The 12,452-nt window shown below is 63.0% G+C and carries 11 protein-coding genes and 1 pseudogene; 6 read left to right on the forward strand and 6 right to left on the reverse strand.

All coding sequences use genetic code 11. The features are described 5' to 3' along the window. The first annotated feature begins 2 nt into the window (after positions 1-2). Positions 3-785 (forward strand): DUF2865 domain-containing protein, encoded by a 783-nt coding sequence (locus JQ553_RS29295; protein ID WP_212503616.1) that lies wholly within the window; start codon positions 3-5, stop codon positions 783-785. Between the two features lies 1 nt (position 786). On the opposite strand, the gene JQ553_RS29300 is transcribed toward JQ553_RS29295, so the two are convergent. Then, positions 787-1,218 (reverse strand): hypothetical protein, encoded by a 432-nt coding sequence (locus tag JQ553_RS29300; protein ID WP_212503532.1) that lies wholly within the window; start codon positions 1,216-1,218, stop codon positions 787-789. 187 nt (positions 1,219-1,405) lie between these two features. Between JQ553_RS29300 and JQ553_RS29305 the strand changes: the two genes are divergently transcribed. Then, positions 1,406-1,582, forward strand: coding sequence for a hypothetical protein (locus JQ553_RS29305; RefSeq protein WP_212503533.1), 177 nt, complete (start codon positions 1,406-1,408; stop codon positions 1,580-1,582). A 674-nt stretch (positions 1,583-2,256) separates the two neighbouring features. Here JQ553_RS29305 and JQ553_RS29310 read toward each other — a convergent pair. Continuing rightward, positions 2,257-2,487 carry a hypothetical protein gene (locus JQ553_RS29310; RefSeq protein ID WP_212503534.1) on the reverse strand — a complete coding sequence of 77 codons (231 nt, stop codon included), beginning with the start codon at positions 2,485-2,487 and terminating at the stop codon, positions 2,257-2,259. A 220-nt stretch (positions 2,488-2,707) separates the two neighbouring features. Between JQ553_RS29310 and JQ553_RS29315 the strand changes: the two genes are divergently transcribed. From JQ553_RS29315 to rocF, 3 genes are all read left to right on the forward strand, one after another. Then, positions 2,708-5,212, forward strand: a complete 2,505-nt coding sequence (locus JQ553_RS29315) for a glycogen/starch/alpha-glucan phosphorylase (RefSeq protein WP_212503535.1) — start codon at positions 2,708-2,710, stop codon at positions 5,210-5,212. 226 nt (positions 5,213-5,438) lie between these two features. Continuing rightward, positions 5,439-6,257 carry an acyl-CoA thioesterase II gene (locus JQ553_RS29320; protein ID WP_212503617.1) on the forward strand — a complete coding sequence of 273 codons (819 nt, stop codon included), beginning with the start codon at positions 5,439-5,441 and terminating at the stop codon, positions 6,255-6,257. 112 nt (positions 6,258-6,369) lie between these two features. Further along, on the forward strand, positions 6,370-7,338 hold the full coding sequence (gene rocF, locus JQ553_RS29325; protein WP_212503536.1) for an arginase: 969 nt from the start codon (positions 6,370-6,372) through the stop codon (positions 7,336-7,338). Between the two features lie 158 nt (positions 7,339-7,496). Here the strand turns inward: rocF and JQ553_RS29330 are convergent, their stop codons facing one another. From JQ553_RS29330 to JQ553_RS29345, 4 genes and pseudogenes are all read right to left on the reverse strand, one after another. Next, entirely contained in the window at positions 7,497-7,862 is a 366-nt protein-coding gene (locus tag JQ553_RS29330; protein WP_212503537.1) for a hypothetical protein, read from the reverse strand. Positions 7,863-8,030: 168 nt separating this feature from the next. Next, positions 8,031-9,647 carry a phosphoenolpyruvate carboxykinase gene (locus JQ553_RS29335; RefSeq protein WP_212503538.1) on the reverse strand — a complete coding sequence of 539 codons (1,617 nt, stop codon included), beginning with the start codon at positions 9,645-9,647 and terminating at the stop codon, positions 8,031-8,033. A gap of 312 nt (positions 9,648-9,959) precedes the next feature. Beyond that, positions 9,960-10,384: pseudogene (locus tag JQ553_RS29340) on the reverse strand (CHAT domain-containing protein); the annotation flags it as partial. A 370-nt stretch (positions 10,385-10,754) separates the two neighbouring features. Then, positions 10,755-11,504, reverse strand: coding sequence for a HugZ family protein (locus JQ553_RS29345; RefSeq protein ID WP_212503539.1), 750 nt, complete (start codon positions 11,502-11,504; stop codon positions 10,755-10,757). 236 nt (positions 11,505-11,740) lie between these two features. On the opposite strand from JQ553_RS29345, the gene JQ553_RS29350 reads away from it, so the two are divergent. Then, a complete protein-coding gene (locus JQ553_RS29350) occupies positions 11,741-12,442 on the forward strand; it encodes a response regulator transcription factor (RefSeq protein ID WP_139479670.1) in 702 nt (233 codons plus the stop codon). The last annotated feature ends 10 nt before the right edge of the window (positions 12,443-12,452 follow it).

The following is a 12,452-nucleotide window of genomic DNA, read 5'->3' on the forward strand; positions in this document are numbered from 1 at the left end:
GGATGCGGCGCCGCGTGGTGCTTGCCGCCACAACATTCGCGGGCTCCATCGCATTGCTGCCCGCCCCCGTTTCGGCCGAAGGGCTGTTCGACTTCTTCTTCGGCGGCGCGCAGAAGCAGCAATCGCGCCACGCGCCGCCACAGGCCAATTTCTTCGCCGATCCGTTCGGCCTCAATCAGCAGCAACCGCAGGCCTCCGCGCCCGCGCCGCGCTTGGCCGGCTCCGGCCCGGCCTTCTGCGTGCGCAGTTGCGACGGAAAATACTTCCCGTTGACGATGCGCGGCAACGCGACGCCAGTGCAACTCTGCCAGGCGTTCTGCCCGGCGAGCACCACCAAGGTCTACTATGGCAGCCACATCGACAGCGCGTCGTCGAGCGGCGGCGAGCGCTACGCCGATAGTGAAAATGCTTTCGCCTACCGCAAGGCGCTGCGCGCCGACTGCACCTGCAACGGCCGCGATCCCGCCGGCCTGGCGCCGGTCGATCTCGCGCTCGACGCTTCGCTGCGTGCCGGCGACGTCATCGCCACCACCGACGGCCTCGTCGCCTATACCGGCATTCGCGTCGGCAACGACCAGTCGTTCGACTTCACGCCGATCGCCTCTTATCCCGGGCTGACGGCAGCGATCCGCGCCCGGCTGGGCGAAATGAAGGTCGCGCCCGTCACCGCCGAAATGGCCAGCGATGCCCCGCTGCCGGAAACAATCCGCGACGTCGCGCCCGCTCAGACCGTGGTGCCGAAGTCAACTGCGCCGAAACCGGCGACGCGCGCCGAAGCGAATTAATTCACCGCCCGACGATCACGCCGATCACGTTCGGCGCGGCGAGATATTTGTCCTCGATCGCCGCGCGGGCGGCGGCGCGATTCTCGGGCGTGAGAATCCCGCGCTTCTCGGCGAGGATCATCCAGCAATAGCCCCACCAGTCCGTCAGCATGCCATGATCGTCGACGAGGTCGTAGCCCTGCTCGGCTGCGAAGATCCGCGCGTGCGCTTCGTCGAGCGTATCGAGCCAGGCATGATCCTGCGGCGAAAACAGTTCGTCGCTGAAATCATCCGTGGTGTAGCCCCAGATCGACATGCAGACCGCATTGAACTCGCGATCAATCTGATCGTCGTCGACCCAGCGGCGCCGCGAAGCCTGATGCAGCCGCGACAGCGAGCGCGCAAAATCGGCAATGCGGGTCAGGGCGAATTGATCGAAGGCGATGGTGGACATGTAGTCCTCGCTGAGACTGGTAGACCATAGATGTTGTGTGGCAGTCATGCCGAATCACAATGATATATCAAAGACTTGCTAAGGTGTTCTTAATTTGTTCCGGCAGAGGTGGTGCGATCGGGATTTGGATCCGAGGTATCCCAGGTTGTGGTAAGGTCCATAATTCGTTCTCGCGCCGGAGAGGGTCATGTGGGAACTTGAAGCGCTGGCGATCTACCTGACACCGTTCCTGATCATCGGAATTGCCATCAGGTTCCTGATGAAACGCTATGGCGTTGATCTTGCCGATGTCCAAAAGCAAGCTGGAACGAACCGCGAGCCGCGCAGGGTTTTTCTTTTGGGCGGCTGGCGCTCCGAAGAGTAGGGCCACCTCAGTTGGCGGTCCCTTTCATTGGCCCTTTGGCTTCCAGGAAGCCCCGCTCGTCACGAGCGTAATGTCTAACGGCTTATCCGACGGGACTTGTATCGCTCATGTCATTGGGAAGTGACATTCAAATCTGAGACCACGACCGGAGTGAAGCGCGTAGCATGGTGCATCGTCAGCTATGACGGTGTGCGTCGCAGCGGTCACGCGGGCGCTCCGCGACGGACGAATAATTCCCGTGGAGGATGATCGATGGTGAACTCCACAAAGGGCTTGGAGACCGGCCGCCCAAAGCAAAACGGGCCGCTGAGTGATGTCAGCGGCCCGCGATAATAATTGCTTCGGGATGAAATCTGCCCTGCCCCATGCTCGGCATGTCGCTTACGTAAAGAAGTCGTTAGGCTTTGGGAATCCGTATCACCACGGTGTTCCCGCCGTTGAGTTGTGACAGGCATCGCGCAAAGTAGGCCAGCAGCACGAAGGCAGTTGTGAGGGAGAAGCCGCAAGGCCCAGCAGGGGAGCTCAATTCTGTGCTGGCCGAGATCTGCGCCAAGCCAGGCTTTTGCAATCGCCTCACCTCCGCCGAGTTGCTCCCGTCCGCCACAGCCATTGAGCGCGGAGCAGTTCGCGCGCTGTCCCTGCTACGCCAAATATCAAACGTGCGGCACCCGCTCTCACATCGCCGAGAGCAGCCTGTCGCCGCAGGCGCTCGCATAGAATTTACCGGCGCATTGGCGCTTGATCGCGGCGCAGCGGGCGACGGGGGAAGCGCTTTGCGCGACGGTGAAGCCGCAAGTCAGGCCGTCGGCGCTGCGACCGGTCTTGCCGGTTGCGAAGGCGGCGCTGGTTGCGGTGATGCAGACCATGAGCAATGCTGCGGCTGCAATCTCAATCATCAATCTCATCACGCTTCCTCCGCCAAACCGTCACAAAAATCCCGGCTTTCGCTGGCGATCCTGACACCAATGATTTCGGGCCGAAAGCCCCGAAATCGGCCCGGTCCTTGCATAAAGAAATCATATCAGCGCAGTGCACGACGATGCTTGCGGTGGTTTCGATCGCAGTGCAACCCGAGTATATTTGGCGTGGCAAACTGCAGGGATTGGCGCGTTGCAAGAACAATCGATGCCCGGAAACCATCCGACACTCAATCAGCCGGTCGACGAACTGGCGCTGACCGAAATCAAGGGCGCGATCCTCGCCAAGCTCAGGCTTGCGATCGGCAAGGACGCCGCAATGGCGACCAAGCAGGACTGGTACAAGGCCGCGGCGCTGGCGCTGCGCGACCGTATCGTCCATCGCTGGCTGACAGCCGAGAAGGAGAGCTACGATGCCGGCGCCAAGCGCGTCTATTATCTTTCGCTCGAATTCCTGATCGGCCGCCTGTTCACCGACGCGCTGAACAATATGGGTCTGATGCCGGTGTTCGAGGCCGCGCTCGGCGACCTGGGCGTCGACCTCACCGAGCTGAGCAGATGCGAGCCCGACGCGGCGCTAGGCAATGGCGGCCTCGGACGTCTCGCCGCCTGCTTCATGGAGAGCATGGCGACCCTTGCTATCCCGGCGATCGGTTACGGCATCCGCTACGATTTCGGGCTGTTTCGCCAGATCATCAACCATGGCTGGCAGCAGGAATATCCCGACGAATGGCTCGGCTGCGGCAATCCCTGGGAATTCCAGCGCCCGGAAGTGGTCTACCATGTGCATTTCGGCGGCCATGTCGAACATGTCGACGACCGTGGCCGCGATTGCGCCACCTGGCATCCTGCAGAAGCCGTGGAAGCGATGGCCTACGACACGCCGATCGTCGGCTGGCGCGGCCAGCACGTCAACGCGCTGCGCCTGTGGTCGGCGCATGCGCCCGATCCGCTCAAGCTCGACGTCTTCAACACCGGCGATTACGTCTCGGCCAGCGCCGAGCAGGCGCGCGCGGAAGCGATCTGCAAATTCCTCTATCCGAACGACGAGAGCGCCGCCGGCCGCGAGCTGCGGCTGCGCCAGGAATATTTTTTCGTCTCGGCCTCGCTGCAGGATCTCGTGAAGCGGCATCTCGCCGCCGACGGGCAGTTGCGCAGCCTTGCGCAGAAGGCCGCCGTGCAGCTCAACGATACCCATCCGAGCCTCGCGGTCGCGGAGTTGATGCGGCTCCTCGTCGACGTGCACAATTTCCGTTGGGATGAGGCGTGGAAGATCACCGTCGCGACGCTGTCCTACACCAACCATACGCTGCTGCCGGAGGCGCTAGAGACCTGGCCCGTCGAGCTGTTCGAGCGGCTGCTGCCGCGGCACCTCGAGATCATCTATCGCATCAATGTGCAGCATCTGGCGCTCGCCGAGGAGCGCTTTCCCGGCGACATCGAATATCGCGCCTCGGTGTCGCTGATCGATGAGAAGAGCGGCCGCCGCGTGCGGATGGGCCAGCTCGCCTTCGTCGGTTCGCATCGCATCAACGGCGTCTCGGCGATGCACTCCGATCTGATGAGGGAGACCGTGTTCCACGACCTTCATCATCTTTATCCGTTGCGCATCACCAACAAGACCAACGGCATCACCTTCCGCCGCTGGCTGATGCTGGCCAATCCCCGGTTGACCCAGCTGTTGCGCGAGAGCTGCGGCGAGGCCGTTCTCGACGACTTCTCGCTGCTTAGCCGCATCGAGGATCATTGCAGCGACAACGTGTTCCAGAAGCGCTTCCGCGACGTCAAGCACCACAACAAGCTCGCGCTGGCGCGGCTGATCGCCGAGCGCAACGGCGTCAAGGTCGATCCGTCGGCGCTGTTCGACGTGCAGATCAAGCGCATCCACGAATACAAGCGGCAGCTGCTCAACATCCTGGAGACGATCGCGCTCTACCACGCAATGAAGGACGAGCCGCAGCGCGACTGGGTGCCGCGCGTGAAGATCTTCGCCGGGAAGGCTGCGGCGAGCTACCGCTACGCCAAGCTGATCATCAAGCTGATCAACGACGTCGCCGAGGTCGTCAACAACGATACCGCACTCGGCGGAAGGCTGAAGGTCGCCTTCCTCGCCGATTACAATGTCAGCCTGGCCGAGGTGATCATCCCGGCCGCCGACCTCTCCGAACAGATCTCGACCGCAGGCATGGAAGCTTCCGGCACAGGTAACATGAAGCTCGCACTCAACGGCGCGCTGACGATCGGCACGCTGGACGGCGCCAATATCGAAATCCGCGACAATGTCGGGCCTGAGAACATCGCGATCTTCGGCATGGAAGCCGGCGACGTGATGGTCCGCCGCAAGCAAGGGCTCGACGCCAGCGACGTGATCGGCAAATCGCCGCGCCTGGAGCGCGCGATCCGCAGCATCGAGAGCGGCGAATTCTCGCCCGGCGAACCCGCCCGCTTCGCTTCGGTCGGACACGCACTGCGCTATCTCGACCACTACATGGTCTCGGCCGACTTCAATTCCTATTATGAGGCGCAACGCGGCATCGATGCCCGCTGGCAGGTGATACCGGCCTGGACGCGCGCCTCAATCCTCAATGTCGCACGCATGGCGTGGTTCTCTTCCGATCGCACCATCCGCGAATATGCCGAGGATATCTGGCACGTGCCGGTGCATCCGTCCGCGCCGCCGCTGGTCGGCGTCCGGCGCGAGGCCAAGGGGTAATCCCGGGAGACGGAGATCGATTACCTTCGGCATCATTGAACTCGCTGCACGCACGGCATACTGATATCGCCTCGCATATCGTCATTGCGAGCGTAGCGAAGCAATCCATCGCTCCACATATGCGAATGGATGGATTGCTTCGTCGCTTCAGCGCAAAATTGCCTTGCAATTTTGTCGCGAGCTCCTCGCAATGACGCTGACGAAAGATTTTCAACCAAGGACCTTCATGCTCACTAAGGCGCCGCACCTTTTCGACGAAGCCACCGCTGTGACCGCCGGCGACAGCCGCTGGCAGGGACGAACAAGCCCCGACTACTGGGCCTTTGTCGGCCCGTTCGGCGGCTGCACCGCGGCGACGATCCTGCGCGCATTGATCGACCATCCGCAGCGCGCCGGCGATCCGCTGGCGCTCACGGTGAATTACTGCGCGCCGGTCGCGGAAGGGGCGTTCGACCTCGACGTCCGCCTGGTGAAGGCCAACCGCTCGAGCCAGCACTGGTGCGTGGAGATGACGCAAGGCGGCGGCGATGTCGCAACGCTTGCGACCGCCGTGTTCGCCGAGCGGCGGCGGTCATGGTCGCACCAGCCGGTCGAATTCCCCGGCGCGACGCCGTTCGGGCAGACCCTTCCCTATCCGAGCCTCGCGATGTCCTGGGTCAAGCAATATGACTTCCGCTTCGTCGAAGGAGAGCCGAAACTCAAGGGCGGACCAACGAATCCGCCGTCGAGCGCATATTCAAAGATGTGGATCTCCGACCGGGTGCCACGCAAGGTGGATGCACTTTCATTGATGTCGATGTCGGACGCGTTCTTCGGCCGTATTTTCCATGCGAGACGCGAGATGGTGCCGTTCGGGACCGTCTCGCTCACCACCTACTTCCACGTCGATGCCGCCGACCTTGCCGCCGAAGATACCACCCGCCTGCTCGCCGCTGCCGACGCCCGGATTTTCCACAAGAGTTACGGCGACCAGCACGGCGAATTGTGGTCTCCGTCCGGCCGCCTGCTCGCAACTACGACGCAAATCGCCTATTTCAAGGCGTGAGCGGGAAGGCGTAGGTTGGGCGAAGGCGTGACAATGCCATGCCCGCGCCGAACCCCGGAACGCGATCCGCATGGTGGGCGCTTCGCTTGCCCGCCCTACGAGGCCATGGCGCATGTCCGAAATTCACGCTTCAAAACCCCAACGCATCGCGCTGCTCGGCGCGCCCATCGAGATCGGGGCCGCGCAGGCCGGCACGCTGATGGGACCGGCGGCGCTGCGCACCGCAGGCATCGCCCGCGTACTGGAACAGCTCGGCTTTGCCGTCGACGACCATGGCGACCTCGCGATCCCAGAGGTGACGGCCGACGGGCCGGTGCCCGCCAATGCCAAATTCTATGACGAGGTGAAGACCTGGATCCGCTGCTTGAGCGAACGCTCGTTCTCGCTCGCGAGTTCCGGCGCGATCCCGATCTTCATGGGCGGCGACCACTCGCTGTCGATGGGATCGGTCAACGGCGTCGCGCGCTACTGGCGCGACAAGGGCCGGCCGCTGTTCGTGCTGTGGCTCGACGCGCATGCCGATTACAACACGCCGTCGACCACCATCACAGGCAACATGCACGGCATGTCGGCGGCGTTTCTGTGCGGCGAGGGAGGGCTCGACGACCTGCTCGGCACTTCGCCGCGCGCCTCGATCACGCCCGATCAACTCGACCTTTTCGGCATCCGCTCGATTGATCCTCTGGAGAAGGAGCTGGTCCGCGAACGGCGCGTCGCGATCGCCGACATGCGCGCGATCGACGAGTTCGGCGTCGCCGTGCTGATCCGCCGCGTGATCGAGCGCGTGCGAGCGAAGAACGGCGTGCTGCATGTCTCCTTCGACGTCGACTTCCTCGATCCCGCGGTCGCCCCCGGCGTCGGCACCACGGTGCCGGGCGGCGCGACCTATCGGGAGGCGCATCTGATCATGGAATTGCTGCACGATTCCGGATTGGTTCGGTCAATCGACATCGTCGAGCTCAACCCGTTCCTCGACGAACGCGGCCGCACCGCGCGCGTCGCGGTCGAACTGCTCGGCAGCCTGTTCGGCCTGCAGATCATCGACCGCCAGACACCGAGCAACGCGGTGCTGCCGGATTGAGCCTTGAACGACCTCGCAAAACTATCAGACCCGTCATCCTGAGGCGCTCGCGCAGCGAGCCTCGAAGGATGCGCAGCAGCGCCAGTGCCCGTCGCCCTTCGAGACGCGCGCAAGTGAGCGCTCCTCAGGGTGACGGATCGAGAGATGCGCACGCCCGCTCACGTATCCTGCGTCGCATTGCCGGCGACCAGCGTGGTGTTGCCGGTGGCGGGATCACTGACGACGTTGCGCACCTGCGCGCTGCCCTGTCCGGTGAGAACGAACTTGGTGTCGCCGATCCGGAACGAATTGTCCTTGATCAGCACCTGCTGGTACTGCGTGGTCGAGCCGCTCTGGTATTTCACCTGCGCGCGAAACCCGTTCACATTGGAAATGCTGAACTGGAATTTCTGGCCGTCGGAATAGGTACCGTCCCAGGTGCCCTGATAGCTTGCGGGATCGACGTTGACGTAAGGCGTGTTTGACGGGGTGTTCAGCGATGCCGAGGCGTAAGAGTTCTGCAGGATGCTCATAATGTCGCCCATCGTTCCGCTCCGCATCTGGAAATCCGATGCGCCAGTTACGAGCGAGCGCGGTTAACGTGAGCTTGCCCGCCTTGTCGGGATGTTGCCAGGGCGGCAGCCAGACATGATCTGCAACAGAAAAGGCGGCCCGAAGGCCGCCTTTCGCGTCTCGACATCATCCTGCGCGGATTATTCCGCCGCCAGCTTCGCTTCCGGCGCGGCGGCGCGGACTTCGGCATCGACCTGCGATTCGAACTTGGCGAAGTTCTTCTGGAACATGCCGACCAGCGCACGCGCCGTTTTGTCGAACTCGGCCTTGTCCGCCCAGGTCTTGATGGGATCGAGGATATGCGGCTCGACGCCCGGCAGAGAGGTCGGCACAGCGAAGCCGAAATACTTGTCGGTGCGGAAATCGGCATTGCGCAAGCTGCCGTTCAACGCCGCCGTGAGCAGGGTGCGCGTCACCTTGATCGGCATGCGGCGCCCGGTGCCATACTTGCCGCCGGTCCAGCCGGTGTTGACAAGCCAGCAATCGACATCGTGCTTGGCGATCAGCTCGCGCAGCATGTTGCCATACACCGAAGGATCGCGCGGCAGGAACGGCGAGCCGAAGCAGGTGGAGAACTCGGGCTGCGGCTCGTTGCCGAGGCCGCGCTCGGTGCCCGCAACCTTCGCCGTGTAGCCGGACAGGAAGTGATACATCGCTTGCGCCGGCGTCAGCTTGGCGATCGGCGGCATCACGCCGAAAGCGTCGGCGGCGAGCATCACCACATTCTTCGGATGACCGGCGCGGCCAGTGCGCGAGGCATTCGGAATGAAATCCAGCGGATAGGCCGAGCGGGTGTTTTCGGTCTTCGAGCCATCGTCGAAATCGGGCGCGCGGGTGTTGGCGTCGAGCACGACGTTTTCCAGCACGGCGCCGAAGCGCTTGCTGGCTGCGTAGATTTCCGGCTCCGCCTCGGCGGAGAGCTTGATGCACTTGGCGTAGCAGCCGCCCTCGAAATTGAAGATGCCGTCGGGGCACCAGCCATGCTCGTCATCGCCGATCAGGGTGCGCTTCGGATCGGCCGAGAGCGTGGTCTTGCCGGTGCCGGACAGGCCGAAGAAGATCGCGCTGTCGTCGTCGGGGCCGACATTGGCCGAGCAGTGCATCGGCAGTACGCCCTTCTCGGGCAGGTAATAGTTCAGTGTGGTGAAGACACTCTTCTTCATCTCGCCGGCATAATAAGACCCGCCGATCAGGACGATCTTGCGGGCGAAATCGATGGCGACGACGTTCTCGGAGCGCACGCCGTGACGTTTCGGATCGGCGCGGAAGCTCGGCAGATCGATGATGGTAAGCTCCGGCACGAAGCTCGCAAGCTCCGACACCTCAGGACGGATCAGGAGCGTGCGGATGAACAGCGAGTGCCAGGCGAGTTCGGTGAAGACGCGCGTCTTGATGCGATGGGATATATTGGCGCCGCCGTAGAGATCCTGCGCGAACAGCGTCATGCCTTCGGCATGCTTGAGGAAGTCGGCATAGAGCGTCGCGAACTGCTCCGACGTGATCGACTGGTTGCCGGCCCACCACATGCTCTTGTCGGTCAGCCCGTCGCGGACCGTGAACTTGTCCTTCGGACTGCGCCCGGTGAATTCACCGGTATCCGCGCAGAGCGCACCATCGGCCGACAGCACGGCTTCGCCATTGCGCAGCGAGTGCTCGTAGAGCTGAGGCGCACCGTAATTCCAGTGAACACCCTTGAGATTTCTTAAGCCGAATTTGTCGGCACCAAAGGCACCGTTATGCACGCCCGTTTCCTGCACGAAAAACCTCCTCGAACCCGCGTATCCTGTTCGCGCGCATGTCGCCAAGCGCGCTCCCGTCGCGGTGACCGCCTGAATATAGCCTCCCGGCTTGGGCCCGGCGACCTAATAGTAAGGAACGCCGGGCTTGCCAAGCTAGTCGACCGAGTTTTGGTTTATTCCAAGGCAGGCACGCCGGCCGTCGCAAATACCCGCCGCAGCGCGGCAGCCCTTGGTTTTGCGGCCGCTTTCCGGTTGTTTTCCCACGAGACGCGCGACCTTCGGCCGCTGGCCGCTCCGCTCCATGACGCTGCGATGCACAAATAGTGACATTTAGCGGGCCTTGCCCTCGCCGCTCAAAGCAAACGGCGCCCAGAATGCCGGGTATGCATTTTGCGGCGACGGCGCATCGTTGAGATAGGCCGGCATGACTTGGCGCAGCGCCTCGGAGCGGCCAAGCTTTGGGTCCGCTTTCAGGCGGTTGAATGTCGACGTCGTCAGCCGCGTTGCGGCTTCCGAGTCCACCGGACAATGCGACACCAGAAGCGCCCGTACACCCGCGTAGAAGCGTCGCGTGAGGCCCGACGGCACTTCGGCGCCAAGCTTGTCGCTGGCTATGACATTGCACGCAGATGACACCACCAATCGGCGTTGAGATTCAACTGCGCGACCTCGCTCGAGATCAGCAGGCCGCCGTCAAGGTCCAACGGCTGTCCTGAAATGCTCGACGCGAGCGAAGGTTCCGCAACTCCTTTCACATAGTCGTCCTCGAGACTGTTCGCCGGCATCGCGCGCCCCAGATGAATTCGGATGCAGCGGCGCCGCGCGTCGGCGGCAAAGTACACTTCGAGTCGACGGCATCGCAGGTGATCGCGAACACAAGCTTTCTTTTCTCCGCGATCGCAAGCGGCATAATCGACCCCACAGTAGCGGATCGCCCTTGGCGTCATTGGCAGGGCATCCACAGCATGGCGCCGAGGTCACTGGCCGGCTCACGGACGCCTCACTCCTCGCGGCCTCGACGATCGCCCAAGCACTGCGGCTATGCGGCATGTTGCCTCGCTGCGCTGCCATGATCGCGCCGGCGGCGGCAGCCGTTGAAAGCCGGCGGCTGCATCCTCGCCTGGATTATGCCTCGGCGGCTGAATCCCTGGTGCGCGCTTCGCCGGCGAGACGGACCAGCATCTCGCGCAACTCCGCGCCGTTCGTAACCCTCTCCGGGAAATCGAGCCGCAACGTCTTGCCACCGGCCTGCATGTCCATGCCGTCGGGATCGCAGCCGACGCAAGCCCAGTCCGCGCTCTCCGCGCCGAGCAGGCGCGTGGCGTAGAGGTTCATGGCGTCGCGGTGATCCTCGTTCATGTGCGCGACAGCGCCCGGCTCGGCCTTCATGAGGGAGGCCGCATCGCCGATCTCGGTGAGGAATTGCGCGGGCCTGAGGTCGACGATGCGGCCGAACCCAGCGACCAGATGGGCACCGGCAGGACGGATCCGGAAGAAGGAAAAATCCTTAAATTCTACAAAGGCTTCCGCCGAAGGATGGGCGTTGACGTAGCGCCGGTGCAGGAGGTCGCGACCATCGTCGGTAGCTTCCTCGGCCCGTCCCGCCAGCATGATTCGGGCACCCTCCAGCGGATCGCCCTCGACGCGTTCGTCGAGCATCAGCGACACCCGGCTGTCTGCCAGGATGTTCCTTGTGTGCAACGCCAGCCGAGAAATCAGCAGGATCGGCGAGCCGTCCGGATGGCTGGCCAAATTGACGAGGGAACAATACGGATCGCCATTGCCGGCCATGAGCGTGGCAAGCGCTCCCTGGCGGCTGCGGCGGAGCAGCGAGCGGGCAAGTCTGGCGGGATCGAAATCAGGGGTCGGTTGCATGGTCCAATCGCTATTGTACTGCAAAACCGGCCCTTTCTGATCAAAAAAGGGCCTTTCCTCAGTGTGTCAGGGTGCTATATGGGGGACGGAACGCAGGGGCCGCAGAGGCGGTCTTGCGGAACTCGGTCACACTTCAGCCCAGCTTGCATTGCTCGCTGACCGCGTTCAGAGCCCTTTACACGGCGCGTCGTCGAAAATGCCCGCCGTTTAAGCCACTCTCATTGTGAAAGCAGCTCATGCCCACAATCGCCCTGGTCGATGACGACCGCAACATTCTCACTTCCGTCTCGATCGCGCTCGAAGCCGAAGGCTATCGCATCATGACCTACACGGACGGTGCGTCGGCGCTGGACGGCTTCCGAACCTCGCCGCCCGATCTTGCGATCCTTGACATCAAGATGCCGCGCATGGACGGCATGGAGACGCTGCGGCGGCTGCGCCAGAAGTCCGACCTGCCGGTGATTTTCCTCACCTCGAAGGACGAAGAGATCGACGAACTGTTCGGCCTGAAGATGGGGGCCGACGATTTCATTCGCAAACCGTTCTCCCAGCGCCTGCTGGTCGAACGCGTCAAGGCCGTGCTCCGCCGCGGCCAGCCCAAGGATCCGACCGCGCCGCCGAAGGAGCCGGACGCACGCGCGCTCGATCGCGGCCTGCTGCGGATGGACCCCGAGCGCCACACCTGCACCTGGAAGAACGAGCCGGTGACGCTGACGGTGACCGAATTCCTGATCCTGCAGGCGCTGGCGACGCGGCCCGGCGTCGTGAAGAGCCGCAACGCGTTGATGGACGCGGCTTATGACGATCAGGTCTATGTCGATGACCGCACCATCGACAGCCACATCAAGCGACTGCGCAAGAAGTTCAAGGTGGTCGACGACGAGTTCGAGATGATCGAAACGCTGTACGGCGTCGGCTACCGTTTCAAAGAAGCTTGATCCGCACTTA

It is taken from the genome of Bradyrhizobium lablabi, assembly GCF_018131005.1.
Lineage (GTDB): Bacteria > Pseudomonadota > Alphaproteobacteria > Rhizobiales > Xanthobacteraceae > Bradyrhizobium > Bradyrhizobium lablabi_D.

Coding starts and splice junctions, on each gene's coding strand:
- JQ553_RS29345 (WP_212503539.1), bottom strand. CDS start 11,504: ATGCAACCGACCCCTGATTTCGATCCCGCCAGACTTGCCCGCTCGCTG.
- JQ553_RS29300 (WP_212503532.1), bottom strand. CDS start 1,218: ATGTCCACCATCGCCTTCGATCAATTCGCCCTGACCCGCATTGCCGAT.
- JQ553_RS29310 (WP_212503534.1), bottom strand. CDS start 2,487: ATGAGATTGATGATTGAGATTGCAGCCGCAGCATTGCTCATGGTCTGC.
- JQ553_RS29330 (WP_212503537.1), bottom strand. CDS start 7,862: ATGGGCGACATTATGAGCATCCTGCAGAACTCTTACGCCTCGGCATCG.
- JQ553_RS29315 (WP_212503535.1), top strand. CDS start 2,708: ATGCCCGGAAACCATCCGACACTCAATCAGCCGGTCGACGAACTGGCG.
- JQ553_RS29320 (WP_212503617.1), top strand. CDS start 5,439: ATGCTCACTAAGGCGCCGCACCTTTTCGACGAAGCCACCGCTGTGACC.
- JQ553_RS29295 (WP_212503616.1), top strand. CDS start 3: ATGCGGCGCCGCGTGGTGCTTGCCGCCACAACATTCGCGGGCTCCATC.
- JQ553_RS29350 (WP_139479670.1), top strand. CDS start 11,741: ATGCCCACAATCGCCCTGGTCGATGACGACCGCAACATTCTCACTTCC.
- rocF (WP_212503536.1), top strand. CDS start 6,370: ATGTCCGAAATTCACGCTTCAAAACCCCAACGCATCGCGCTGCTCGGC.
- JQ553_RS29305 (WP_212503533.1), top strand. CDS start 1,406: ATGTGGGAACTTGAAGCGCTGGCGATCTACCTGACACCGTTCCTGATC.